Genomic DNA, 24,791 nt, shown 5'->3' with positions numbered 1-24,791 from the left:
CTACCGTCGCGGCGTGCTGGCCGTCACCCGATACCGCGTCCCCGCCGACGAGGCGCCCCAGTTCCTCGACCGAGCGCGCACGGCGCTGGAGGCGCTCGCCGCCCGGCCCGGCCACGTCTGGGGGACCGTCGCCCGGTCCACGGACGACCCCGGCCTCTGGACCCTGTCGACCCGGTGGCGCGACGTCGGCGCCTACCGGCGGGCGCTCGGGTCCTACGAGGTCAAGCTGCACGCCCACCCGCTGATGTACCTCGCGGTCGACGAGCCGTCGGCGTTCGAGGAGCTGCTCGTCAGCGCGCCCGACGGCTCGCTCACCGAGCAGGTGTCCGACCGCTCCCCGGACGCCGACTCCTTCGACCTCGGGGACGCGCTGCCCTGACCCTCCCGGGTGGACCCGGCACGGAACCGCCACCCGGTCGCGCGGCCCGGAGCCATGCTCCTCGGGTGAGCACCGACACCACCCTCCCCGCCCCGGGCGTCGACACAGCGGTCCCCGTCGCCCCGTCGCACGACGGCCCGGTCGTCACCGAGGCCACCGTCCACGTGCGTCATGGCGTCCCCCACGTCGTCGTGCCGGCGCCCGGCCCGGTCCGGGCACGCCTGGTGTTCCGGGTGGGCATGGTCGACGAGGCGATGCCGGACCGCGGCCTCACGCACCTCGTCGAGCACCTGGTCATGCGGGCGGCGGGGCGGCGGCACATCGACGTGGGCGGCCACACCGGGGCGTGGACCACCGGCTTCGAGGCCTCCGGCCCGGCCGAGGAGGTCACCCGCTTCGTCGAGGACGTGTGGTCGCTGCTCGCCGACCTGCCGACCGGCGCGCTCGACCTGGAGCGACGGGTCCTCGGCCACGAAGCGGTCGGCCGCTCCCTGCCGCCCGTGGTCGCGTCCGCCTTCCACCGCTTCGGGGTCACCGGTCCCGGCCGGCTGTGGACCGACGAGACCGGGCTGGGGGGCGCCGACGTCGCGAGGGTCCGCGACTGGGTCGCCGGGCGCTTCGTCCGGTCCGCGGCCGCGCTCGCCAGCACCGCGGACATCACCCCGGACCTGTCGGCGCCGCTCGGTGACGGTCCCGCCTGGCCGCTGCCGGCCGTGGCAGCGGTCCGGGGCTCGGACGGGCCGACGTGGGTGGGCGACACCGGGAGCACCGCGGTCAGCCTGCTGCTGCCGTCCGAGCAGGGCCTCGACCTGGCCGTCGGGCGGCTGCTCGCCGTGGCCGCCGAGGACGCCGTCCGGCACGACCGCGCCCTGGCCTACGAGGTGGGCATGGACGTCCTGCCCGTCAGCCCGCGGACCAGCGAGGTGACCGTCTACGCCGTCTGCGCCCCCGCGGACCAGGTCGAGGTCGCCGGCCTGCTCGTCGCCGAGGTCCGTCGCCTGCGCGGCACCGGCGGCCGTCCCGACGACCTCGAGCTCGACCGCCGGATGTCCCGGGTCGTCTGGGAGCACATGCAGGACCACCTGGAGGTGGCCGCCGAGCACGCCGTCGGCCTCCTCGTCGGGTCAACGGCACGGACCGTCGCGGAGCGGCTGGACGACGCCGAGGCCCTCGTCGCGGCGCGGGTGGGCACGGTCGTCGGAGAGGCGTGGCCGACGCTGCAGGTGCTCATGCAGGACGAGCTCGACCCGGGGCTGGACGACGTCAGGGTCTGCCGGCACGACGAGCCGCCGGTCACCGGGCGGCGCCACCGCGGCAACCCGCTCGCCGGCCTGCTCCCGGGTGCCCGGGTGCCGCTGCCCCCCTCGGCGTCGGTGACCTGCGGGGCGGACGGCGTCACCCTCCGGCTGGGCGAGGACGTCACGACGGTCCGTTGGGAGGACGTCGCGGCGGTGCTGCGCGAGCCGGACGCGCTGCGGCTGGTCGGCCGGGACGGCGCGTCGGTGCTGCTGCTCGACGGGTCGTTCCTGGGCTGGCGGCGGCTGCGGCGGGAGGTCGAGGCGCGGGTGGACCCGTCTCTCGTCCTCGACGTCCCCTCCTGACGCCCTAGCCTTGCGGGGCTCGCCGACACCCCAGCCGGACGGAGAACCGACATGGCAAGCAAGGCACCCAACCGCATCGACGACGTCGTCAGCCTCAGCAAGCGCCGCGGGTTCGTGTACCCCAGCGGCGAGATCTACGGCGGCACGCGCTCCGCCTGGGACTACGGCCCCCTCGGCGTCGAGCTCAAGGAGAACATCAAGCGCCAGTGGTGGCGCTACATGGTCACCGGCCGCGAGGACGTCGTGGGCCTGGACTCCTCGGTCATCCTGCCCCGGCAGGTCTGGGTCGCCTCCGGGCACGTGGGCGCGTTCAGCGACCCGCTGACGGAGTGCACCAGCTGCCACAAGCGCTACCGCGCCGACCAGCTCGTCGAGGAGTTCGAGGAGAAGAAGGGCCGCAGCCCCGAGAACGGCCTCGCCGACATCGTCTGCGCCAACTGCGGCACCCGCGGCGCGTGGACCGAGCCGCGCGACTTCAACGGCCTGCTCAAGACCCACCTGGGCCCCGTGGAGGACGAGACCGGCCTGCACTACCTGCGCCCGGAGACGGCGCAGGGGATCTTCGTCAACTTCGCCAACGTCATGGGCTCGGCACGGAAGAAGCCGCCGTTCGGCATCGGCCAGATCGGCAAGAGCTTCCGCAACGAGATCACCCCCGGCAACTTCATCTTCCGCACCCGCGAGTTCGAGCAGATGGAGATGGAGTTCTTCGTCGCGCCCGGCACCGACGAGGAGTGGCACCAGTACTGGATCGACCACCGCACCGACTGGTACGTCGACCTCGGCATCGACCGGGACAACCTGCGCCACTTCGAGCACCCGCAGGAGAAGCTCTCGCACTACTCCAAGCGGACCGTCGACATCGAGTACCGGTTCAAGTTCCAGGGCAGCGAGTGGGGCGAGCTCGAGGGCGTTGCCAACCGGACGGACTTCGACCTCAAGACCCACTCGGAGCACTCCGGCCAGGACCTGTCCTTCTTCGACCAGACCACGGAGGAGCGCTGGGTGCCGTACGTCATCGAGCCCGCCGCCGGGGTCGGCCGTCCGATGATGGCGTTCCTGCTCGAGGCCTACACCGAGGACGAGGCGCCCAACGCCAAGGGCGGGGTCGACAAGCGGCTCGTGCTCAAGCTCGACCGGCGGCTCGCCCCGGTCAAGGTGGCGGTGCTCCCGCTGTCGCGCAACACCGACCTGTCGCCCAAGGCCAAGGACCTCGCGGCGCAGCTGCGGAAGAGCTGGAACGTCGACTTCGACGACGCCGGCGCGATCGGCCGCCGCTACCGCCGACAGGACGAGATCGGCACGCCGTTCTGCGTCACGGTCGACTTCGACACCCTCGAGGACCAGGCGGTGACCATCCGCGAGCGCGACACCATGACCCAGGAGCGGGTCGGGCTCGACGCCGTCGAGGGGTGGTTGGCCGCGCGCCTGCTGGGCTGCTGAGCCACCACGGCCGATACCCAGGCGGAGCCCCCGCGCCGTGACGGCGCGGGGGCTCTGCCGTCGGTCGACCTGTCAGACGGCGGGCGGGATGACGCAGTCGAGCTTGAGAGTGCCGCCCGGTGTGAACTTGTGCGTGGCCGTGCCGAAGCGGATCTCCTCGGTCGTGGGGTCGACGAGGATCGCGCAGCTGTCGCCGAGGACCTCACGGGTGGCCCTGGTGGGCCGCTCCCACTGCACGGTGCCGTTGTCGTCGACGTTCTGGGCGGGGAGCCCGGTGAAGACGCAGCTGTACGTCACGCTGCCGTCCTTCCGGGTCTTGAGCGGTGTGACGTCCGTCGTCACCAGACCGGTGAGAAAGGTGCGGGTGGCGATCTCGCCGCCGTAGCACGTCGTGCCGTCACTGATGGAGTAGTGGTCGGCGGATGCCGGGGCAGCGGCACCGGCGACCGCCAGTGCGAGTCCGAGAGCGACGGCCGTGAGCGGACGGGTGAACTTCATCAGGTCTCCTGCGGGTGGGGGTCTCGTGTGCACTGCGACGCTAGAAGGCGACGCCCGCTCTGTCCCAGGAGTCGGAGAATCGGCGCCGTCCTCAGGGGGTGCTGCGGTCGCCGGGGCGCTTGGGGGCGCGCCTCCGGCGCGGCGGCGCCTCGGGCTCCGGCTCGGGCGGCAGCTGGTGCAGCCGGAGCGTCGGCAGGCCCAGGTCGGGCGCCCCCTCGACGCCGGGGTCCACGACGGCGAGCCCGACCCGGTCCCGCGGCATGCCCCGGTCCAGCTGCGACAGGCGCAGGAAGCGGAACTCCGGCTCGGCGGCGGCGGCCGCGACCTCGGCGGCGACCCGCTCGACGTCCTCCGGCTGCGGCGGGCGGGCGATGGAGGGCGACACGGCGCTGCCTTCGAGCGGTGTCTCCGGCATCGGAGGCGCCAGGCCGGGCACCGGCGGCTCCTCGCCGGGGACGAGCCACAGCGTCGAGCCCGGTGTCGCCATGCCGGCGACGAGGCCGGTGGCGGTGAGCTCGTCCCGGTCGGAGGAGGCGAGCTCCGCCGAGCGGCCGGCGAGGAGCTCGTCGAGGGCCGTGCGCTGCCCGGCCGACAGCTCCTCGAGCCCGAGCAGCTCGACCGCGGCCTGCACGGGCAGGGCGTCGGGGTGACCCCGGCGCAGCGGCCAGCGCGGGAACGCCGACGGCGGCCACAGGTACGGCAGGTCGTCGGGGACGTCGGGGAAGAACTGCCGGTAGTGCTCGGGCTCCTTGCGCACGAGCGCCGACTGGTGCGAGACGTGCAGCGCCTCCAGCCCGAGCCACGGCGGGCGCTGGCCGGCCTCGTGCAGCAGGTCCCACGACGGCTCTACCCCGCCGGTGAACTCGAGCAGGACCGGCTTGACCGCGTCGGCCCGGCCCCGGGACACCCACTCGTCGCAGACCGCCGCGCCGTAGGCGACGAGCGCCGGGACGAAGCCCCGCCACATCCGCACCGCCGGGTGGTTGCGCCAGCCGTACGTGTGCCAGGTCAGCGCCCGGAGGATCTGCAGGGTCTCCACGCGCTGCTTGCCGAGCCGCTTGTCGTCGAGCACGGCCGCGCTGGCCCGGTCGTCGGGGTAGGGGAGGAACGTCTGCACCCTGGCCCCCTACCCCGACGGCACGCCGGGACAACCCCCGGGCGTCAGCCGACGACGACGGAGGTCTCGACCGGGGTGGGGTTGGCGAACAGGTCGAGGACGGGGCAGTGCGCGTCGACGGTGGCGGCGAGGTCGCGGTAGGCCTGCTCGGTCTCGGGCCCGGACACCTCGACCTTGACGCGGATGCCGGCGAAGCCGGGCCGGACCGAGTCGTCGAAGCCGAAGAAGCCCCGCACGTCGAGGTCGCCGTCGGCGGTGACGCGCAGGCTGCCGATGGTCAGGCCCTCCTTGGCCGCGTGGAAGCGGAAGATCGCGACCTGGCAGGCGACGAGAGCGCCGAGGGCCAGCTCGACCGGCCCCGCACCCTGGTCGGACCCGCCGAGGGACTCCGGCTGGTCGACCGTCACGTGGTGCCTGCCCATCCGGACGTCGACGCCGATCGGTGCCTGCCAGACGGCCTGCGCGCGGACCGAGGCGGCGGCGTTGGCCGGGTCGGCCTGGACGGCGCCCTGGACGCCGGCGACGACGGCGCTGATCGGGTCGGGGCCGGCGGGTGCGGCGGCGTCGGTGCTGGGAGCGGTGGTGCCGGTCATGGGAGCTCCTGGGCTGGGAGGGGCGGGGGGCCCACTGTCACCCGGTCCGTCGCGCGCGACGGGACCGTTCCCGCCATCCGGACCGCGGCGCCCGAGGACCGCCCCTCCCGGTGGCCCCTCACACCGGCGACGTCACCCCGGTCAGCTCCTCCGAGAGCGACCACAGCCGGGCGGCCGTGGTGGTGTCCAGGGCCTTCGGGGGCATGGTCGCCCGGGTCACCTTCCGGCCGCGGACCTCGGCGATCCCGCGCGGGCCGTAGTAGTCCCCGCCCCGGACGCCGTCGGCGGTGGCGGCGTGCAGCTGCGGCCGGGCACCGACCTCGGCGCTCTGGGACAGCACCGACGACAGGCGCTCGAACACCCGGCCGAGCTCCATGGTCTGCACCAGGCCGGTCGCGCTGATGCCCGGGTGGGCCGCGACCGCGATCGTCGGGGCCTGCGCCACGACGAGGCGCCGCTGCAGCTCCAGGGTGAACAGCAGGTTGGCCAGCTTGGAGGCGCCGTAGCGCGGCGAGGGGGAGTAGGACCGCTCGGCCTGCAGGTCGTCGAGGTCGATCGTGCCGCCCCGCGCTGCCAGGCTCGACACGGTGACGACCCGGCTGCCCGGCGTGGCCGTCAGCAGCGGCAGCAGCAGCAGGGTGAGCGCGGCGTGCCCCAGGTGGTTGGTGCCCATCTGCAGCTCGAAGCCGTCGACGGTCTCCCGCCGCTGCGGCGGCATCATCACGCCGGCGTTGTTCATGAGGACGTCCAGCGACGAGAGCTCGCCGCGCAGCTCCTCGGCGCAGCGCCGCACCGACGACAGGTCGGCGAGGTCGAGGGCCACCGTCCGGGCGACGACGCCCGGCGCCTGCTCGCGCACGGTCGCCAGGGCTGCGGCACCGCGGCCCTCGTCCCGGCCGGCCAGCACCAGGTGCGCGCCCGCCTTCCCCAGCGCCACGGCCGAGGCGAGCCCGAGCCCGTTGGTGGCCCCGGTGACGACCACGGTCCGTCCACGCATGTCCATGCCGCAGAGCCTCGCAGGGTCGCGGCCGACGCGCCGGGTGGCCCCCGTCCTGCGGTGCTCGCCGTCCTAGGGTGCTCGCCGTGAGGATCACCGACAGCGCAGTCATGGTCACCGGCGCCGCCTCCGGGCTGGGGCACGCCACCGCACGCCGCTTCGCCGCCGACGGCGCGCGGGTGGTGCTCGTCGACCTGCCCGGCGAGCGGCTCGACGCGGCCGTCGCCGGGCTCGCGGAGCTCGGTGACGTCGTCGCAGCACCGGCCGACGTCACCGACGAGGAGCAGCTGGCCGCGGCGGTCGCCGTCGCCGCCGACCGGGGGCCGCTCCGTGTGGCGGTCGCCTGCGCCGGCATCGCCCCGCCGACCAAGACCTACGGGAAGCGCGGCGTGGCCCCGCTGGAGGGCTTCGTCCAGGTCGTCATGGTCAACCTCGTCGGCACCTTCAACCTGTTCCGCCTCGCAGCCGCGCAGATGGCCGGCAACGAGCCCGTCGACGGCGACAGGGGCGTGCTGGTCGGCACGGCGTCCGTCGCGGCGTTCGACGGGCAGGTCGGCCAGGCGGCGTACAGCGCGTCCAAGGGCGGGGTGGCGGCGATGACGCTGCCCGTGGCCCGTGACCTCGCCGAGCACGCCGTCCGGGTCATGACCGTCGCCCCCGGGATCATGGACACGCCGATGCTCGCCGGCCTGCCCGAGGCGGCTCGCGAGTCGCTCGGCACGCAGGTCCCGCACCCGGCCCGCCTGGGCCGGCCCGAGGAGTACGCCGACCTGGTCGCGCACATCGTGGCCAACGGCCTGCTCAACGGCGAGACCATCCGCCTGGACGGCGCCATCCGGATGGCGCCTCGCTGATCGGAGCGGCCCCCGCAGGTCCGTATCGTGGTCGGGTGAGCACCCCGACCGTCGAGCGGACCCGCCCCCTGCGCCTGGGCGACCGGACCCTCGCCGCGCCCGTGGTCCTCGCGCCCATGGCGGGCATCACCAACGCGGCCTTCCGGCGGCTGTGCCGCGAGCTCGGCGGCGGCGCCGGGCTGTACGTGTCGGAGATGGTCACCAGCCGGGCGCTCGTCGAGCGGACCCCGGAGTCGCTGCGCCTCACCGAGCACCACCCGGACGAGCCGGTCAAGAGCGTCCAGCTGTACGCCACCGACCCGGCCACGGCGGCGCGGGCGGTCACCCTGCTGCTGGAGGAGGGCCGGGCCGAGCACGTCGACCTCAACTTCGGCTGCCCGGTGCCCAAGGTGACCCGTCGCGGCGGCGGCGCCGCGCTGCCGTGGAAGACCGAGCTGTTCGCCGCCGTCGTCCGCGCCGTGGTCCGCGCCGCCGAGCCGGGCGGCGTCCCGGTCACGGTGAAGATGCGCAAGGGGATCGACGAGGACCACCTGACGTACCTCGACGCCGGGCGCGTCGCGGTCGACGAGGGCGCCGCCTGGGTGGCGCTGCACGGGCGCACCGCGGCGCAGCTGTACGCCCCCAGCGCCGACTGGGACGCCATCGCCCGGCTGCGCGACGCGCTGCCCGCCGAGGTGCCGGTGCTCGGCAACGGCGACGTGTTCTCCGCCGAGGACGCCGTCGCCATGGTCGCGCGCACCGGCTGCGACGGGGTCGTCGTGGGGCGCGGCTGCCTGGGCCGGCCGTGGCTCTTCGCCGACATCGCCGCCGCCCTGGCCGGCAGCGACGCCCGCACCCGGCCCGGCCTGGCGACCGTGCTCGCCGCCTTCCGCCGCCACGCCGTCCTGCTCACGGAGAACATGGGCGACGAGGGCCGTGCCTGCCGGGACATCCGCAAGCACGTGTCCTGGTACCTCAAGGGGTACCCGGTCGGGCACGAGGCACGGGTCGCGCTCGCCCTCGTCGACAGCATCGCCGACATCGACACCGTCGTCGCCGGCCTGCCGGAGGACGCCCCGTACCCGGGGGAGGCCGCCGAGGGCCAGCGCGGCCGCGCCGGTGCCGCCCGGTCGGTGTCGCTGCCCGAGGGCTGGCTGGCCACGCGCGAGCTCGACGACGCGACCGCCGCGCAGGTCGCCGCCGCCGAGGCGTCCGTGTCCGGTGGCTGAGGCCAGGGTCGGCAGGGGCGGGCGCGGTGGCCGGGTGCTCGGCCGCCTCGTGCTGCTGCTCGTGGTCCTCGCGCTCCTGGTGCCGCTCGCCGTCGCGGCGCGGGTGGTGCAGGTGGCCGGGCGTGACGAGCGGGTGAGCGCCGACGCCCTCGTCGTCCTGGGCGCCTCCCAGCTGGACGGCCGCCCGGGCCCGGTGCTCGAGGCGCGGCTGCAGCACGCGCTCGAGCTGTACCAGGCCGGGCTGGCGCCGGTGGTGGTGACGACCGGCGGCAACCAGGCGGGGGACCGGTACACCGAGGCCGGCAGCGCCCAGACCTGGCTCGTCGACCACGGCGTGCCCGCCGCGGCGGTCGTCGCGGTCCCGACCGGCGGCAACACCATCGACAGCCTCGTCCCGGTCGCCGCGCTCGCGCAGGGCTCCGGCTGGCAGCAGGGTGTGCTCGTGGTGAGCGACCCCTGGCACGTGTACCGCGTCCGGACCATGGCCGACGACCTCGGCCTGCGCGTCGCCGGCGCCAGCCCGACCCGCACCGGGCCCAGCACGGGCGACCTCGGCCGCGAGGTCAGCTACGTCGTCCGCGAGACCGCCGGCGTCCTCGTGCAGGCCGCCGGGGTGAGCGTGCCGTGAGCACCCGCCCCCCGCAGGAGGACAGGGACCGTGACGGCGAGGTCGCCGGCTACGACGACCGCGCGCGCGATCGGCTCGTCCCCGAGCCGGCCAAGAGCAGCCGCCGTACCGCCTTCGCGCGCGACCGGGCCCGGGTGCTCCACGCCTCCGCGCTGCGCCGGCTGGCCGCCAAGACGCAGGTCGTCGGCCCCGACAGCGACGACTTCGTCCGGAACCGCCTGACGCACTCCCTGGAGGTGGCGCAGGTCGGCCGCGAGCTCGGCGCCGGGCTCGGCTGCGACCCCGACGTCGTCGACGCGGCGTGCCTGGCCCACGACCTCGGGCACCCTCCCTTCGGCCACACCGGCGAGACCGTGCTGGACGAGGTGGCCGCCGAGGTCGGCGGGTTCGAGGGCAACGCCCAGACCCTTCGCGTGCTCACCCGGCTCGAGCCCAAGGTCGTGCGCGAGGACGGCAGCAGCGCCGGCCTCAACCTGACCCGGGCCACCCTGGACGCCGCGACCAAGTACCCGTGGCCGCGCGGGGACCAGCCCGAGGGCCTGCCGGAGGGGAAGTTCGGCGTCTACGCCGACGACCTGGCCGTCTTCGCCTGGCTGCGCGAGGGCGCCGCGCCCGGGGCGAGGAGCCTCGAGGCCCAGGTCATGGACCTCGCCGACGACGTGGCCTACAGCGTCCACGACGTCGAGGACGGCGTCGTCGCCGACCGGCTCGACCTCGGCGTCCTCCGCTCGCCGGCCGAGCGCGCCGACGTCGCCGCGACCGCCGCCCGCTGGTACGGCACCGGGGTGGACGGCGGCTCGGTCGAGGCCGCCCTGCTGCGGCTGCAGGCGCTGCCGGAGTGGGTCGAGGGGTTCGACGGCAGCCGTCGCGGCCTCGCGGCGCTGAAGACGATGACGAGCGCCCTCGTGGGCCGGTTCGCCGGGGCGGCCGACGAGGCCACCCGCGCCCGGTACGGCGACGGGCCGCTCACCCGGCACGGCGCCGGCCTCGTCGTCCCCGAGGACACCGTCGCGGAGGTCGTCGCTCTCAAGGCCGTCGCGGCGCACTACGTCATGAGCGCCGACGAGCGGCTGCCCGTGTACGCCCAGCAGCAGGAGCTGCTCGCCGAGCTCGTCGACGCCCTCCTCGTGGTGGGCGGGGAGGTCATGCAGCCGCCGTACGCGGCCGACCTCGCCGAGGCGGCCGACGACGCCGCGGCCCTGCGGGTGGTCGTGGACCAGGTCGCCGCGCTCACCGACACGAGCGCCGTGGTCTGGCACCGCAGCCTGGTCGGCTGAGCCCACAGGCGGCCCCGGGCCCGCACGGGGGGTGCCCGGGGGCGACCTAGACTCGTGCGGTGGCCGGGCGGATCAAGGACGAGGACGTCGCCACCGTCAAGGAGAAGGTCCACCTCGACGAGCTCGTCGGCGACCACGTCGCGCTCCGGCGGGCCGGGTCCGGCTCCCTCAAGGGCCTGTGCCCGTTCCACGACGAGAAGTCGCCGTCGTTCCAGGTCCGTCCCGCGGTCGGGCTCTGGCACTGCTTCGGCTGCGACGAGGGCGGCGACGCCATCGCCTTCGTCATGAAGATCGACCACCTCGGCTTCTCCGACGCCGTGGAGCGGCTCGCCGCCCGCGTCGGTGTCCAGCTGCGCTACGACGAGACCCCGGGCGGGCGCGGCGGTGCCCCGCGGCAGCCGGTCGGGCAGCGGCAGCGCCTCGTCGACGCCAACGCCGCGTCCGCCCAGTGGTACGCCGAGCAGCTCATGACCCCCGACGCCGGCGAGGCGCGGACCCTGCTCGCCGAGCGCGGCTTCGACCGGGCCGCGGCCGAGCACTTCGGCGTCGGGTACTCCCCGCGCGGCGGCGAGGAGCTGCTGCGGCACCTGCGCGGGCGCGGGTTCACCGAGGAGGAGCTCATGGTGTCCGGCCTGGCCGGGCGGAACAGCCAGGGCCGGGTCTACGACCGGTTCCGGGGCCGGCTCATGTGGCCGATCCGCGACGTCACGGGCGACGTCGTCGGGTTCGGCGCGCGCCGGCTGTACGACGACGACCGGATCGAGGCCAAGTACCTCAACACCTCCGAGACGCCGCTGTACAAGAAGTCGCAGGTGCTCTACGGCGTCGACCTGGCCAAGCGCGACATCGCCCGCGAGCGCCGGCTCGTGGTCGTCGAGGGCTACACCGACGTCATGGCCGCCCACCTGGCCGGGGTGACCACCGCGGTCGCCACCTGCGGCACGGCGTTCGGCGACGACCACGCGCGCACCGCCCGCCGCCTCATCGGCGACGTCACGGCGACCGGCGAGATCATCTTCACCTTCGACGGCGACTCCGCCGGGCAGAAGGCGGCCATGCGCGCCTTCGCCTCCGACCAGCAGTTCGTCGCCCGCACCTTCGTCGCGGTCGAGCCGTCCGGCAAGGACCCGTGCGACCTGCGCCAGGCCGAGGGGGACGCGGCGGTGCGCGCGCTCGTCGACCGGCGGGTGCCGCTGTTCGAGTTCGCCATCCGCTCGACGTTCGCGCAGTTCGACCTCGACACCGAGGAGGGGCGCCTGGCCGGGCTCGACGCGGCCGCGCCCATCGTCGCCTCGATCAAGGACCGCGAGCTCCGCTACCGGTACGCCGTCAACCTCGACCGCTGGCTCGGCTTCCTCGACGAGGCCTTCGTCGTCGCGCGGGTGGCCCGGGCGTCGCGCTCGGACGGGGCCCAGCAGCTCGCCTCGCGCTCCTCGCAGACCCGGGTGGACGCCGACGACCCGGTCGCGACCACCGAGCGGTTCGCCCTGGCCTGCGCGCTGCAGGTGCCCGACCACGTGGGTGCCCAGGTCGACACCCTCGGCGACGACGCGTTCACCGTGCCCGCGCACCGGGTGGTGCACGAGTCGATCATGGCCGTGGGCGGCGCGACCGGGCGGACCGGCGCCGAGCTGGTCGCCGCCGTCCGCGAGGCCGCCCCGAGCGCCGTCGAGCAGCTGGTCACCCGGCTGGCCGTCATGGACCTGCCGGCCGGGGAGAAGGACCTGCCCCGGTTCGCGGTCGGGATGGTCGCCAAGGTCGCCGAGGTCGAGGCCAACCGGACGGTGATGGACGCCAAGCGACGGCTCGGCCGCCTGGACCGCGAGCAGGAGCCCGACGCCTGGACCGACGCCTTCTCGAAGCTGATGGACGCCGAGCGGCACCAGCGCGCGGTCCGCGAGCGCGCGACGGGCACGCCGTGAGGTGGCGCCGGGTGCGCCTGCCCGCCCCGGTGCTGGCGGCGGCAGGCCTGGGGCCGGGGGAGCGGGTCCTGGCCGTGGCGGCGGTCGACGGCGGCTGGACGTTCGCCACCACGCACGCCCTGCACGTGGTCACCACGCTGGGGGAGGGCGGGGTCCCGGACACCGCCCGCCGGGTGGCGTGGACCGACGTCCGCACCGCGACGACGGTGCCGAGCGAGCAGCTGCTCGACGTCCGCCTCGTCGACGGCGCCCGGTGGAGCGTCCCGGTCGGGGCCAGCCCCGGGCGGCTGCCGGAGACCGTGCGCGAGCGGGTGCAGAACAGCGTCGTCGTGGTCCGGCTCGTCGAGGTCCGCCGGGGCAAGGGTGTTCACGTCGTCGCGCGCCGGACCCCGGAGGAGGAGGTCACGCTGCAGCTGGCGGTCGACCCCGGCATCGACCCCTCGGTGCCCGAGGTGGCCGCGCAGGTCGAGCAGGCCCGCCGGGACATGACCGCCGACCTCCGGCTCGACGAGCGCGGGCGGCCCGGCCGGACCTGAGGTGCACCGGTGCAGGACGGGGCGGTGCTAACCTCGTCGACGCGGGGGCCACCTGTGGTGCCCGCGGTGCACGATCCCGCCTAGCTCAATTGGCAGAGCAGCCGGCTGTTAACCGGCAGGTTACTGGTTCGAGTCCAGTGGCGGGAGCAACCTCGGACGGCCCCTCACCTGCGGAGACGTGGGGGAGGGGCCGTTCGTCGTCGCACCGCGTGCATCCTGCGCGCATCTCGTCTCCGTCCCCAGGGCGACACCATGGGGCAGGGCCGCCCAGGACGACGACGGCCGGGGCAGGTCCTCGCGGACCCACCCCGGCCGTCGCCGGGAACGGGCTAGATCACTCCAGCTCGTCCGTGAAGCCGTCCAGCATCTCGGCGTGCTCGGCGCTCACCGAGCGACCGACCTGCCCGGCCAGCTGGCGGTCGAACGCGGCCAGCAGGGCGGCCCGGGTGCGCGGACGGTCCGCGTCCTCGGCCCGCTCGAGCTTGTCGGTCAGCCCGCGCACGGCGCCCCGGTTGTCGACGAGCTCCTCGACGACGGACGCGAGGGAGTCGAAGGTGACCTGGACCTCGAACGTCGCCGTCGACGTGCCGGTGTTGCCTGCGACGTCGGTGGCCGAGGCCTCGAGCTCGTGGGCGCCGGAGCCGAAGAACCAGGCGCGGCCCTCGACGTCGGAGCAGGTGTCGTCGGCCAGACCGGAGCCCGGCTCCGGGTCGACGGCCGAGCAGGTCACGCTGACGTCCTGGTCGATCGTGTAGGACGTCGCGCCCTCCCACGTGACCTCCGGCGCGCGGGTGTCTACGCGGAGCTCGATGCTCTGCGCCTCCTCCACGTTGCCGGCGGCGTCGGTGGAGCGGAACCGGACCACGTGCTCGCCCTCCCCGGTCACGGCGAAGGGCCCGGTGTAGACGACCCACCCGCCGTCGCCCAGCTGGTACTCCGTGCCGGCGACGTCGCCGTCGTCGGTGGCGGTGAGGGTGACGGTGGGCTCGTCGGTGTGCCAGCCCTCGACCGGCGTGCCCGACACGGTCGCCGCGGTGACCGGCGCCGTGGTGTCCGGCTCCGAGGTCTCCACGGCCGCCTCGACCAGGAGCGCGTCGAGGTTGACGTGGCCGTCGTCGCCCGCCTCGTGGCGGACCGAGACGGTGTTGACGCCCGCGTCTAGGGCGACCTCGCGCTCCACGGTGCCCCAGGTCGGCCAGGTGCCGGTGCTCGGCAGGACGAGCTCGTCGAGCTCCGTGCCGTTGACGTACATCGACACGCTCTTGTCGCCCTGGAACGGGTTGGGGCCGTTGGCGTAGCGCAGGTGCAGCGGGTACGTCCCGGCCTCGTCGACCTCCACCTCGAAGGTCACCCCGGCCCCGACGTCGCCGAAGCCCTGCACGTAGCCGCTGCCGGTGAACCCGGCGTGCTCCGTGCTGACGTTGGCGCTGCCGGCCAGCCCGGCGTCCTCGGCCTCGTAGCTGCCGATGAGGACCGGGCCCAGGTACTCGCCCACCTTGAGGACGTCGAGGTTGACGTTGCCGTCGTCGCCGTCCTCGTAGCGGATGGTCACGGTGTTGGTGCCGGCCACCAGGGCGGCCTCACGGACCACGGTGCTCCAGGTCGCCCAGGCGCCGGTGCGCGGCAGGACGAGCTGGTCGACCTCGGTGCCGTTGACGTACATCGACACCGTCTTGTCCCCGTCGAAGGGGTTCGGGCCGTTGGCGTAGCGCAGGTGCAGCGGGTACCGCCCGTTGTCCGGCACGTCCACCTCGAACGTGACCTCGGCGCCGACCTGCTGGAAGCCCTGCACGTAGCCGGAACCGGAGTAGCCGGCATGCTCCGTGCTGGGGTTGGCGCCGCCGCCGAGCTGGGCGTCCTCGGCCTCGTGGCTGTCGAGGTAGACGGGCTCCTCCTGGACCTCGCCCACCCGGAGCACGTCCAGGTTGACGTTGCCGTCGTCACCGTCGTCGAAGCGCACCGTGATGCTGTTGGCGCCCTCCTGCAGGTCGACCGAGCGGACCACGGTGCCCCAGGCCTTCCAGGTGCCCAGGCGGGGCAGCACGAGGTCGTCCTGCTCCTGCCCGTTGACGTACAGCGACAGGGTCTTGTCGCCGTCGAAGGGGTTGGGCCCGTTGGCGTAGCCCAGGTGCAGCGGGTAGCTGCCGTCGGCGTCGACGTCGACCTCGAAGGTCACGCCCGCGCCCACCTGCTCGATGCCCTGCACGTAGCCGGCGCCGGAGTAGCCGGCGTGCTCGGTGCCGACGTTCGCGCCGCCGAGCAGCTCGGCGTCCTCGGCCTCGTAGCTGCCGGCGAAGTCGACGCCGCCCTTGACCTGGATGTCGCGGTAGTACACGGTCTCGCCGCCACCGTGGTTCTGGACGCCGATGAAGCCGGCCAGGTCGCGCGCGGGGTCGGTGCTGGTGAAGTCGTTCACCAGCACGCCGTTGAGGCTGATCCTGATGCGGTCGCCGTCGACGGCGATCTCGTAGCTGTTCCAGCGGCCGACCGGGTTGAGCGCCTGCTCCACGGCGTCGGGGTCCGCGCCCTGGAAGGTGTAGACGGCACCGGTGGTGCGGTCGGCGGCGTCGGTCGCGTCGACCTGGATCTCGTAGCCGGAGTTGACGGCCACCCACGGGTCGTTCCCCGGGTTCGGGAAGCCGACGAAGATCCCGCCGTTGTCGTCCTTGACCAGCTTCCAGTCCAGGGCGAGCGTGTACTGGTCGGAGAACTGCTGCTCGGTGAACCAGAGCAGGCCGAGCCCGCCCTCGCCGCGGATGCTGCAGTCGGCGACGCGGCCGAACGAGCCGGGGCCCGCCATCCGCCAGCTGTCGAGGGAGGCCAGCGTGCCGTCGAACAACGAGGTGTAGCCCTCGTCCGCCGGGGTCGGGGTGCAGATGTCCAGCTGGTCACCGACCGTCAGCACGTCGACGTTGACGTTGCCGTCGACGTCGTCGTCGTACTTCAGGGTGATGGTGTTCTCGCCGGCCTGCAGGGCCAGGTCACGGGTGAGCCACTCCCACGTCTTCCAGTCACCGGTGTCGGGGAACGCGACCGGGTCGACCTTCGCGCCGTTGACGTACAGCGCGACCTCCTTGGTGCCGGAGAAGGGGTTGGGCCCGTTGGCGTAGCGGACGTTGACCGGGTACGTACCGGCCTGCTCCACCGAGGTGGTGAAGGTCAGCTCGGCGCCGGCGTTGGAGAAGCCGCCGGCGAAGCCCGCACCGGAGTAGCCGCTGTGCTCGGTCTGCACGTTCGCGCCGAAGCGGAGCGTGGCCTCCTCGGCCTCGTGGTACCCGCGGTCGGCGGGCGCCTCGTAGCCGGGCAGGGAGTTGAGGGTGTACCAGGCCTCGGTGTTCCACAGCTCGGTGCCGTCCGCGGCCGCGAAGGGCCTCGGGGAGCGCAGGTGCACGACCCGTCCCGGCCTGAGGCCGTCGACCTGCAGCGTGACGCTGGTGCGGTCCTCCGACACCGTGGCCTCGCTGACGAACAGCGGCTCCTCGTCGATCTTCGGCCCGCCGTAGGACGGGGTGGGCAGGTAGCGCCACTGCTGGATCTGGTAGGCGGACTCGATGCCGGCCAGCGTCTCGTCCGACAGGGGCTCGGTGTAGGTGATCTCGAAGCCGCCGTCGACGACCTCCATCGACTGCATGTCGAAGGTGGTGCCGCCGTTCGGGGTCAGCTTCTGCAGCCCGTAGCGGAGCTTGCCGGGCTCGCTCCAGTTGCCGGCCTCGCCGATGCCGCCGACGTAGACGGTGCCGTCCGGACCGATGATGGTGCGGTTGACGCCGGCCTCGAGGCCCGCGGTGTGACGGAAGACGGCGCCCTGGTACTCACCGTCGACCTTCTCCAGGAACGCCCGCTGCAGGCCGCCGTAGGTGACGTCGCCGAAGACCATCTGGCCCGCGTAGACGCCCTCGGTCACCATGACCGGGGTGCTGGGGGAGTTGCCGATCTCGTTCTGGGGGACCCAGACGACCGGCTGGGTGACCGGCTGGTCGTCGAAGGGCCCGGCCGGGTTGGTGTAGTGGTTGAAGAACCGGTCCTGCTTGATGTGGACCATCTTCGACGCCGGCAGCCAGGAGCCCTGGTTGTCCATGGCGAACAGCCCGTCCTCCGGTCCCCAGCCCATGCCGTTGGGGGTGCGCAGACCGCCCGCGACCAGGCTGACCTCACCGGTCTCGCGGTCGATCTTGATGCTCGTGCCGGCGTCCTCGCCCGGCTGCGGGTCCGTCGTGGCGCCACCGTTGTTGATGGCCACGGACCGGCTGACGTAGAAGTACTCCTCGTCGTGCAGCAGGCCGAAGGCGAACTCGTGGAAGTTGCCGCCGCTGGGCCAGGAGGCGTGCGACCGGTGCTCCATGAGCCCGTCGCCGTCGGTGTCGGGGGTGAGCTCGGTCAGGCCGTACTTCTCCGACACCCAGATGCTGTCGCCGATGACGTCGACGCCCATGGGCGTGACGAGGTTGGTGGCGACGCGGGTGTAGGTGACGTCCTCGGGGCCGTCCGCCTCGTCGACGCCGGACAGGACGAACACCTCGCCGGGCGTGGGCTCGTCGGGGTAGCCGGCCGGGCTGACGGCGCCGGAGGTCAGCACCACCAGCTCGCCGTCGTCGGTCAGGTCGAGCCCCGACACCATCGGCTCGAAGCCCTCGGGGCGCAGGTCGACCAGGTCGTAGCCGGGGTGCACGGAGTCGAGCCTGAGCCCGTCGCCCGCGGTGTCGGTGGCGCCCTCGCAGTACTTGGTGCCGGGGGCGGTCACGCGGACGACGCCGGCCTCGGTGCTCAGCACAGAGCTGGGGACGACCTGGAAGTCGTCCGTGCCGGGTGCGCGCCACTCCAGCAGCAGCCGCTGGCCGAAGCCGGCCTCGAAGAACTCGACGAACAGGGGGTGGGTTCCCGCGGTCAGCGTCACGGTGCCCTCGACAGCCACCTCGCCGTGGAGCCCGTCGTTGTCCACGAGGACCTCGCCGCCGACGCTCAGCCGGGAGCCGTCGTCGCTGGTCAGCCGGAAGGTGTAGTCGCCGTCGGCGGGGACGGTCAGGTTCGCGTCGACCGTGGTCAGGAAGTTGTCCTCCGCGCCGAAGTCCTCCGCGGTGGTGAGGTCGACGACCGGGGCGAGGCGGTCGACGTTCGGGGTCGAGCCCTCCTTGATCGTGCAGAGCTGGCTGAGCGGCTGGCCGGTGAGGTACGTGCGCACCGTGACACCTGGCTCCTGCGGGGGCAGGGGGTCCACGGTCGACGCGGCCACCGAGGGCGCGTACGACAGCGGACCCACGAGCGCGAGGCCCGTGAGTGCAGCGAGACCGGCGCGACGGCGCCGCCCGCCTGACGGGGACTGACCGAGCATGGGGAGCTCCTCCTCGACACCGGGCGGCGGCAGTGCCACCACGGTCCGTCTGCCCGACACCGGGCACACGGAGGCCCGACGGGCCTCCGAAGAGGCTAAACGGCTTCTGCCGAGAGTCAAGCAAAACTTGGGCGCGGGATGTCGGATGGGGGCGACCGGCCCGACGGACCGCGGCGTCCGGGGGACCGGGTGAGTGATCTCGGCCCGGGGCGGGTACCCACCTGACCTCCCCGGCGTCCCAGGGACGCGGCGGGGGTGGTGGCGGTGACGCCGGTGCCCCCGCGTCGAGGGCGGGGAGGACCGTGACGCCGACGCACGCCCTGCTGGTCGGGGCGGAGAGGTCATCCCATGCCCAGGCACCTCGAGCCACCGACACCCCAGACAGGGCTGCGCGACCAGCAGCTGCACCCCGAGCGCGGCCTGCCGCCCGACGGTCGGGGGCCGCGCGGCCCCCGGGGACAGCACAGCCGGCACGGCTGGCCGGTCCACGTCGAGATCCAGGTCGACGGCCACGTCGACGACGCCGTGACGCAGGCGGCCGCCGCCGCGCTCGTCGACGAGCTGCAGGACTGCTCGGCCGCGGCCTTCGGCGGCCGGGGGTTCGTCACGTTGCTGTGCGCCCCTCCCGAGGAGGCCCGGCCCGCCGGACCCCGGTCGGAGGCGGACGTCGTCCAGGCAGCCCTGCAGGTGGTGTCCCGGTTCGCGCCCGTCCGGCGGATCCACCCGCTCGAGGACGTCGAGGGCTAGCCGGGCGTCGCGCCGCAGCCGGGCCCGGTCCGGCTAGGAAGCGACCCCGTGCAGGGTGGGCCGCGTGCGCCTCAGCCGAGTCGGGCTGACGGGCTGGCCACGACCTGCTCCTGCAGGTCGGCCGCCGTCAGCTGCCCGGGCAGCCCCGGGTCGTGCGCCTTGAGCCGGTGCGAGCAGTGCACGCAGGGCTGGTCGAACCACTGCGCCGGGTGCGGCCAGCGCACGGTCGCCGTGCCGCCCCGGTGGGGCGCGCAGTAGCGGCAGTCCGGGCAGGCGCTCACGCCGTCGACGGTAGCCCGGAGGTCGGACACGGTCGAGGACCCGGAGCCCCGGCCCGCCGTCGGCGGCCTCCCCCGGGGAGGAGACCGCCCGACCGGGCTAACCGCACGCTGCAGTCCTCGTCGCGCGCCACGTCAGTCGAGGACGACGTCCTTGGCGATCTCCGCCAGCCGCACCTGGGCGGCGGAGACCACGTCGGCGCGCTGCCGGTGCGACTCCTCGTAGGCGACGACCTTGCGGACGTCCTCCGGCTGCGACAGCGTCTTGACCAGCGCGATGGCCCGCGCCTTCGTCAGCTGGTCGTAGCCGACCACCGGCAGCTCGTCCTCGTCCGGCGCGAGCTCCTGCTTGGCCGCGGTCGTGGCCTGCTGCTGCAGGTCCTCCACCGTGGCGGCCGCCTGCTGCTGCAGGTCGCCCACCTTCGCGGTGGCCTGCTGCTGGAGGTCGTCCACCTTCGCGGTCGCCTGCTGCTGCAGGTCGTCGAGCTTCTCGGCGGCCTGCTGGGTCTTCTCCCCGGCCGAGCCCATGACGCGGCTCGCGCGGCCCACCAGGCTGTCCACGCGGCGACCGACCTGCCGCGCCGGCAGGGTGGCCAGGGACACGCCCGCGCCGACGACCACCTGCACCGGGGTGGGCTTGAGGGCCGCCGGCCCGCCGAGCGCGACCTCGGCGAGCACGACGGTCAGCCACTCGACGGTCGCGCCGTGCGCCTCGACGAGACGGTCGGCGAGGTCCACGACGGGCTGGCGGCCGGCGGCGCTGCCGAGCGCCTTGAGCAGCCGGGCGCGGTCCTGTAGCTGGTGCTCCAGCGCGAGGTCGCCGAGCAGGGCCTCGGTGAACGGCTGGCCCTGCTCGAGGTTGGACTTCGCGACAGCGGCGACCCGGCCGGCGGCGGAGCTGACGACGTCCGGCACGCCGCCCTCCTCGCGCAGGAGCGTGGCGATCGCGGTGGCGCGCAGCCGGCCGTTGTCGGCGTTCTGGCTGAGCTCGCTGCGGACGGCGTCGGTCCGGGCCTGCGCCCGCCGGGTCTCGGCGACCTGGATCTCGGTCTCGGTCAGGCGGAGCAGGGCGCGGAGCTCAGAGATGATCATGGACTTCTGGGAAGCCATCGTGGAACCCTCCGTAGACGTGGGTGTTCCCCTGTGGGGTTACCGCTGGGTAGGGGCAGCACACGCGATCGGGGTGTGACAGGGCTCACAGCATCCGCCCGGCGGGTAGGTTGGCGCCAGCCGGAGGCCCTGCCGCCGGTGGAGGGGCAGTAGCTCAGTCGGTCAGAGCAGCGGACTCATAATCCGTCGGTCGTGGGTTCAAGCCCCACCTGCCCTACAGGACATCAGTGCAGGTCAGCGTCTGTGGTCCGCGTCCGGGCGCTGCCCGGGTGCCCTCCTGGTCGGCCCGGTCCGCGTCGGGCGACGGGACGACAGAGCTCCTCGAGCAGCTGGTCGGGCTGCTCGAGGAGCTGGTGCCGGAGAGCCACCGACCTGGCTGGGTACGGGTCCCGTCGCCCGGCCGCCCGTCGTCGGCTACGGGCTACTGCTGCGGACGGCCGACGAGCCTGCGGGCGTCCTCCTCGGCAGCGTCCGTACGAGGACCCGGCAGACGGTCGTGCGTGCCGGTGCGGGCCCCCGACGTGCCGTCGGAGGCGGGGGAGACGGGTGCCGACCAGGTGTAGGCGTAGGCCCCGGCGTTGCCGAAGCCGATGATGTCGGCACGGCCGTCGCCGGTGGTGTCGGCGAGGAGCCGGGGGTGCTTGTCCACCCGCCAGCCGCCTGCGGTGTGACCGAGGTTGGCCACGACCAGCTGCGGTGGCGCGAAGGTGCCGTCGCCGTTGGACGTGGACACGTACACCCCCGCGTAGCCGAAGCCGACGATGTCCGCGCGTCCGTCCCCGGTGGTGTCGGCCATGACCCGCGGGTGCAGGTCGGTCCGCCAGCCGCCGGCGTCGTACCCGTAGCTGCCCACCCCGAGGACGGGCGCCGTGAAGGTGCCGTCCCCGTTGGCGAGGGACACGTACGCCCCGGCGTTACCGAAGCCCACGATGTCCGCTCGGCCGTCGCCGGTGACGTCGGCGAGGAACCGCGGGTGCCTGTCCACCCGCCACCCGCCTGCGTCGTAGCCGAAGTTGTTCACCACGAGCACCGGCGGGGTGAACGTGCCGTCACCGTTGGACCGGGAGACGTAGACCCCGGCGTTGCCGAAGCCGACGATGTCCGCCCGTCCGTCGCCGGTGGTGTCGGCGAGGAACCGGGGGTGCCTGTCGACCCGCCACCCGCCCGCGACGTACCCGAAGTTCGCCACACCCAGGACCAGGGGGGAGAACGTGCCGTCGCCGTTCGCCCTGGACACGTAGGCGCCGGCGTTGCCGAAACCGACGATGTCCGCCCGGCCCTCGCCGCTGACGTCGGCCAGGACCCGCGGGTGCATGTCGACCCGCCACCCTCCGGCGTCGTAGCCGAAGTTGGCGACCCGCAGCACCGGCGGCGCGAAGGTGCCGTCACCGTTGGACGTGGACACGTACACCCCGGCAGAGCCGAAGCCGACGATGTCGGCACGTCCGTCGCCGGTGGTGTCGGCGAGGAACCGGGGGTGCCTGTCCACCCGCCACCCGCCGGCGGTGTATCCGAAGTTGGTGACCCCCAGGACCAGGGACGAGAACGACCCGTCGGCCCGCGACCGTGACACGTACGCGCCGGCGTTGCCGAAGCCGACGATGTCGGCGCGGCCCTCCCCGGTGACGTCGGCCAGGACCCGCGGGTGCATGTCGACCCGCCAGCCTCCGGCGTCGTGGCCGAAGTTGTTCACCACGAGCCGCAGGTTCGCGCCGGCCGTGACGTCGATCTCCGCGCCGGGAGCCGACACCGACGCCACGTCGAACCCGGACGGCGAGCCGTCCCACCAGTGCGAGCTGGGGGTCGACGAGCCGTCGAAGCGCGCGGGCCCGGGCCCGGCGTAGAGGTCGCTGGCGTCGCCGGCGTTGAGGTTCTTCTCCATCTGGAAGGCACCGTCCGACTGCTCCAGGGAGATGAGGTAGTGCGACGCCGCGGTCATCTGCTGGTTGCTGTTGCTGCCGCCGGCCTCGTAGTGCCAGATCGCCAGCCCCGAGTCGGGGATGGACGCGTCACGCCCGGCCTGGTTGCGGTTCTCGCAGATGAAGTACTCCTGCGGGCTGCGCTGGTGGATGAGGAAGTCGTTCGCGCCGGCGGCCAGACGGTACGTCGCCCCGGCCGTCGCGGTCCGCAGCGTGGTGGTCCAGCCCGCCTGGTGCTTCAGGGCGGCGTTGATGTCCACCGGGTTGCGGTCGTCGCCGCCGAAGCACATCAGGCAGTAGTGGCCGACGCCTGCGGAGTCGCTGCCGTAGTCGTAGAGGTCCGGGAAGTCGCACACCATGTGCCCGTTCTCGTGGCAGAAGGTGCGCAGCGTCAGCTGTGTGCCGATGTCGGTGATCTGGTAGTCGGCCATACGGCGCCCGCCGCCGATGTCGAACTGGGTGCCCAGCGTCCAGGCGTGGGGCCAGAGCCCCTCGGACCAGTTGTTGACCCGGTTCCCCGCGTAGAACACGTTGAGGGCGTAGACGTTGCCCGCGGGGTCGGCGGTGAGGCCGGAGAAGTCGAACCCGCCGGCGGTCAGGCCCGCCAGCGCCTCGTGGATGAGCTCCTGTGCCCGCTGGCCGTACGGGATGGCGGGGTCGGTGTAGTGGCGGCGGTCGTGGGCCGCCGTGTGGTACGCCGTGACGACGTTCGTGTAGCGCAGGCGGTTCTGGGACGCGGCGACGAAGTAGTCGCGCACGGATCCGTTGTTGCCGAACCCGGTGTAGCCGGGCTGGTTGCAGAAGTCGTCGACCTGCTGCCGGGTGATGGTCCCGGCGACGTCGGGGAACTGGATGAGCAGGCAGAGGCCGCTCACGTCCCCGCTCGGCACCGCGGGGGCGGGGGCGTCGGCGAGGAACGGGCCGGCCGCGGCCGTCCGGGCCACGTGCTGCCGGCTGCGGGTCTCCCACCGGGGGCGCTCGTCCCCGGGGAAGGTGGTCCGGGCACGCGCCCGGGCCCCTGTCGGGGCCGTGCGCAGGTGCCGGCGCTCGACGGGCGCGACCGCCCCGTCGGCGGCCACCTCGCCGCTCGGCTCGAGCCGGGCGGCGTCGGCCGAGAGCTGGGCGTACTGGTAGAAGCCGGAGGACGGCTCCTTGACGACCGTGTACCCGTCGGGCGTCTCGAAGACCGCCTCGAACTGGTTACCGGTCCCCACCACCTCGAGCTGCGTGCCGTCGGGCTGGGTGAACGTGAACCGTTCGTCGATGAATGGCTGGGGCATGGCAGAACTCCTATCGCGTTGGCGTGGCGGCTCTACGACTGCACCTACGAGGAGTGGTGGCGGCGGCGACTGATACGGGCCGGCCGGCCGGGACCCGGCTCTCACGCCGGACGGTCCGGGCGCACCAGGCCTGACCGGGTGCGGGGTCTCAAGACAGCGCGCGAAGCGGCCGATCCGGAGTCGTGCATCTCCTCGTGCGGGTACCCACGCTGAGGCTGCACCACGTGCCGGGCAGCGGGCGCCGGCTGACCGTGCCCACCGACGGGCACGGCGTGGGCTGGGCGAGCCTGCTCCCTGACCTGCGCCGACGCCTGCGGGCTGCCGGCGGCGCACTGCTCGCCGCCGTCGTCGTCCTGGGTGCGGCCTCCGAGTGGGCCGCCGCACCGGCCGCGCCCGCTCTCCTCGCTGCACCTGCCGTCATGGCCCCGCCGGTCGCCCCCGACCCGCCACCGGGCACCCCGCCCCCGGGTACCCCGCCCGCCGTGGACCCTGCGGTGAGCAGCGAGGTCCTGCGGGCTCAGGTCGACGCCCTCGCGGCGCAGGTCGACGAGCTCGACGTACGGGTCGAGGTCGCCCGCGAGGACTGGGACGTGGTCAGCGCCGAGCTCGACGCGCTCAGCGTCCAGGAGGTGCAGGCGCAGGTCTCCCTCGACGACGCCGGCCGCGGGCTGCGCGCCGACCGCGCCGCCGCCACCCGCCGCGTCCGCGCGCTCTACCGGACCGGCGGCACGGTCGAGCTGGCCTGGACCGCCCTCGCCACGACCGGGTCCGGCTTCGCCGACGCCGCGTCCGGCTTCCAGACCGCGCGGGCCGTCCTGGACTCCGACGCCGCCACCGTCGACCGGGCCCGCGGACGGGTCGACGTCGCCGTCGCCTCCTCCGCCCAGGTGCAGGAGCTCCGCCGTCTGCGCGCCGGTCTCGAGACCGAGGGCGAGCTCCGCCAGCGCGACGCGGAGGCCGCGCTCACCGCCCGCCAGGACCTGCTGGCCTCCGCCGGCGAGGCCCTCGCGGGGGCGGTCGAGCGGGAGCGCCAGGAGGCCGAGCGGGTCGCCACGAGGCAGGCGCTGGCCGAAGT

The 24,791-nt window shown here is 74.1% G+C and carries 18 protein-coding genes, 2 tRNA genes and 1 pseudogene; 13 read left to right on the top strand and 8 right to left on the bottom strand.

Going from position 1 to position 24,791, the window contains the following annotated elements; all coding sequences use genetic code 11:
- The first annotated feature begins 13 nt into the window (after nucleotides 1–13).
- The 3 genes from WCS02_RS04370 to WCS02_RS04360 all read left to right on the top strand — a co-directional run bounded on the left by WCS02_RS04370 (nucleotide 14) and on the right by WCS02_RS04360 (nucleotide 3,423).
- Complete coding sequence (locus tag WCS02_RS04370) at nucleotides 14–379, top strand: antibiotic biosynthesis monooxygenase family protein (RefSeq protein ID WP_340290261.1); 366 nt, start codon at nucleotides 14–16, stop codon at nucleotides 377–379.
- Between the two features lie 65 nt (nucleotides 380–444).
- Nucleotides 445–1,980: a peptidase M16 family protein gene (locus tag WCS02_RS04365; RefSeq protein WP_340290259.1), complete on the top strand. Its 1,536-nt coding sequence runs from the start codon at nucleotides 445–447 to the stop codon at nucleotides 1,978–1,980.
- A 51-nt stretch (nucleotides 1,981–2,031) separates the two neighbouring features.
- Nucleotides 2,032–3,423: a glycine--tRNA ligase gene (locus tag WCS02_RS04360; protein WP_340290257.1), complete on the top strand. Its 1,392-nt coding sequence runs from the start codon at nucleotides 2,032–2,034 to the stop codon at nucleotides 3,421–3,423.
- A 72-nt stretch (nucleotides 3,424–3,495) separates the two neighbouring features.
- Here the strand turns inward: WCS02_RS04360 and WCS02_RS04355 are convergent, their stop codons facing one another.
- The 4 genes from WCS02_RS04355 to WCS02_RS04340 all read right to left on the bottom strand — a co-directional run bounded on the left by WCS02_RS04355 (nucleotide 3,496) and on the right by WCS02_RS04340 (nucleotide 6,634).
- A complete protein-coding gene (locus WCS02_RS04355) occupies nucleotides 3,496–3,921 on the bottom strand; it encodes a hypothetical protein (RefSeq protein ID WP_340290254.1) in 426 nt (141 codons plus the stop codon).
- A 91-nt stretch (nucleotides 3,922–4,012) separates the two neighbouring features.
- Nucleotides 4,013–5,038, bottom strand: coding sequence for an MSMEG_6728 family protein (locus tag WCS02_RS04350; RefSeq protein WP_340290251.1), 1,026 nt, complete (start codon nucleotides 5,036–5,038; stop codon nucleotides 4,013–4,015).
- 44 nt (nucleotides 5,039–5,082) lie between these two features.
- Nucleotides 5,083–5,631, bottom strand: a complete 549-nt coding sequence (locus WCS02_RS04345) for an OsmC family protein (RefSeq protein ID WP_340290249.1) — start codon at nucleotides 5,629–5,631, stop codon at nucleotides 5,083–5,085.
- 118 nt (nucleotides 5,632–5,749) lie between these two features.
- A complete protein-coding gene (locus WCS02_RS04340) occupies nucleotides 5,750–6,634 on the bottom strand; it encodes an oxidoreductase (protein WP_340290247.1) in 885 nt (294 codons plus the stop codon).
- Nucleotides 6,635–6,714: 80 nt separating this feature from the next.
- Between WCS02_RS04340 and WCS02_RS04335 the strand changes: the two genes are divergently transcribed.
- The 7 genes from WCS02_RS04335 to WCS02_RS04305 all read left to right on the top strand — a co-directional run bounded on the left by WCS02_RS04335 (nucleotide 6,715) and on the right by WCS02_RS04305 (nucleotide 13,200).
- On the top strand, nucleotides 6,715–7,482 hold the full coding sequence (locus WCS02_RS04335) for an SDR family NAD(P)-dependent oxidoreductase (protein WP_340290245.1): 768 nt from the start codon (nucleotides 6,715–6,717) through the stop codon (nucleotides 7,480–7,482).
- A gap of 35 nt (nucleotides 7,483–7,517) precedes the next feature.
- Complete coding sequence (dusB, locus tag WCS02_RS04330; RefSeq protein WP_340290242.1) at nucleotides 7,518–8,690, top strand: tRNA dihydrouridine synthase DusB; 1,173 nt, start codon at nucleotides 7,518–7,520, stop codon at nucleotides 8,688–8,690.
- A complete protein-coding gene (locus tag WCS02_RS04325; RefSeq protein WP_340290239.1) occupies nucleotides 8,683–9,318 on the top strand; it encodes a YdcF family protein in 636 nt (211 codons plus the stop codon). The genes dusB and WCS02_RS04325 overlap by 8 nt, the downstream gene beginning before the upstream one ends.
- A complete protein-coding gene (locus WCS02_RS04320) occupies nucleotides 9,315–10,595 on the top strand; it encodes a deoxyguanosinetriphosphate triphosphohydrolase (protein WP_340290236.1) in 1,281 nt (426 codons plus the stop codon). Before WCS02_RS04325 ends, WCS02_RS04320 begins: the two co-directional genes overlap by 4 nt.
- A 59-nt stretch (nucleotides 10,596–10,654) precedes the next feature.
- The gene (gene dnaG / locus WCS02_RS04315; protein WP_340290233.1) at nucleotides 10,655–12,517 is read left to right on the top strand and encodes a DNA primase; all 1,863 of its coding nucleotides are present in this window, start codon (nucleotides 10,655–10,657) and stop codon (nucleotides 12,515–12,517) included.
- A gap of 11 nt (nucleotides 12,518–12,528) precedes the next feature.
- Nucleotides 12,529–13,053 carry a hypothetical protein gene (locus WCS02_RS04310; protein ID WP_340290230.1) on the top strand — a complete coding sequence of 175 codons (525 nt, stop codon included), beginning with the start codon at nucleotides 12,529–12,531 and terminating at the stop codon, nucleotides 13,051–13,053.
- Between the two features lie 74 nt (nucleotides 13,054–13,127).
- Nucleotides 13,128–13,200 (top strand) — tRNA-Asn (locus tag WCS02_RS04305).
- A 187-nt stretch (nucleotides 13,201–13,387) separates the two neighbouring features.
- On the opposite strand, the gene WCS02_RS04300 is transcribed toward WCS02_RS04305, so the two are convergent.
- On the bottom strand, nucleotides 13,388–18,382 hold the full coding sequence (locus WCS02_RS04300) for a CBM35 domain-containing protein (protein WP_340290227.1): 4,995 nt from the start codon (nucleotides 18,380–18,382) through the stop codon (nucleotides 13,388–13,390).
- Nucleotides 18,383–18,730: 348 nt separating this feature from the next.
- Here WCS02_RS04300 and WCS02_RS04295 point away from each other — a divergent pair, with 348 nt between their 5' ends.
- Nucleotides 18,731–19,129 (top strand): hypothetical protein, encoded by a 399-nt coding sequence (locus tag WCS02_RS04295; RefSeq protein ID WP_340290224.1) that lies wholly within the window; start codon nucleotides 18,731–18,733, stop codon nucleotides 19,127–19,129.
- 71 nt (nucleotides 19,130–19,200) lie between these two features.
- Here WCS02_RS04295 and WCS02_RS04290 read toward each other — a convergent pair whose 3' ends face one another.
- Both WCS02_RS04290 and WCS02_RS04285 read right to left on the bottom strand, forming a co-directional pair.
- On the bottom strand, nucleotides 19,201–19,410 hold the full coding sequence (locus WCS02_RS04290) for a hypothetical protein (protein ID WP_340290221.1): 210 nt from the start codon (nucleotides 19,408–19,410) through the stop codon (nucleotides 19,201–19,203).
- Nucleotides 19,411–19,542: 132 nt separating this feature from the next.
- Complete coding sequence (locus WCS02_RS04285; protein ID WP_340290218.1) at nucleotides 19,543–20,517, bottom strand: hypothetical protein; 975 nt, start codon at nucleotides 20,515–20,517, stop codon at nucleotides 19,543–19,545.
- Between the two features lie 143 nt (nucleotides 20,518–20,660).
- Between WCS02_RS04285 and WCS02_RS04280 the strand changes: the two genes are divergently transcribed.
- Nucleotides 20,661–20,734: transfer RNA gene (locus tag WCS02_RS04280), tRNA-Ile, on the top strand.
- Nucleotides 20,735–20,938: 204 nt separating this feature from the next.
- Here WCS02_RS04280 and WCS02_RS04275 read toward each other — a convergent pair.
- Nucleotides 20,939–23,716 carry a M6 family metalloprotease domain-containing protein gene (locus WCS02_RS04275; protein ID WP_340290215.1) on the bottom strand — a complete coding sequence of 926 codons (2,778 nt, stop codon included), beginning with the start codon at nucleotides 23,714–23,716 and terminating at the stop codon, nucleotides 20,939–20,941.
- Nucleotides 23,717–23,940: 224 nt separating this feature from the next.
- On the opposite strand from WCS02_RS04275, the pseudogene WCS02_RS04270 reads away from it, so the two are divergent.
- Nucleotides 23,941–24,791: pseudogene (locus WCS02_RS04270) on the top strand (hypothetical protein); the annotation flags it as partial.

This window comes from Aquipuribacter hungaricus, from assembly GCF_037860755.1.
GTDB lineage: Bacteria > Actinomycetota > Actinomycetes > Actinomycetales > JBBAYJ01 > Aquipuribacter > Aquipuribacter hungaricus.
Note: the sequence above shows the minus strand (reverse complement) of the source record. Positions and strands in the feature narration are given on the sequence as shown.

Excerpts from the sequence above, each read along its gene's own strand:
- WCS02_RS04360 (WP_340290257.1), top strand. The coding sequence starts at position 2,032 with ATGGCAAGCAAGGCACCCAACCGCATCGACGACGTCGTCAGCCTCAGC.
- WCS02_RS04355 (WP_340290254.1), bottom strand. The coding sequence starts at position 3,921 with ATGAAGTTCACCCGTCCGCTCACGGCCGTCGCTCTCGGACTCGCACTG.
- WCS02_RS04345 (WP_340290249.1), bottom strand. The coding sequence starts at position 5,631 with ATGACCGGCACCACCGCTCCCAGCACCGACGCCGCCGCACCCGCCGGC.
- WCS02_RS04340 (WP_340290247.1), bottom strand. The coding sequence starts at position 6,634 with ATGGACATGCGTGGACGGACCGTGGTCGTCACCGGGGCCACCAACGGG.
- WCS02_RS04300 (WP_340290227.1), bottom strand. The coding sequence starts at position 18,382 with ATGCTCGGTCAGTCCCCGTCAGGCGGGCGGCGCCGTCGCGCCGGTCTC.
- WCS02_RS04295 (WP_340290224.1), top strand. The coding sequence starts at position 18,731 with ATGCCCAGGCACCTCGAGCCACCGACACCCCAGACAGGGCTGCGCGAC.
- WCS02_RS04285 (WP_340290218.1), bottom strand. The coding sequence starts at position 20,517 with ATGGCTTCCCAGAAGTCCATGATCATCTCTGAGCTCCGCGCCCTGCTC.
- WCS02_RS04275 (WP_340290215.1), bottom strand. The coding sequence starts at position 23,716 with ATGCCCCAGCCATTCATCGACGAACGGTTCACGTTCACCCAGCCCGAC.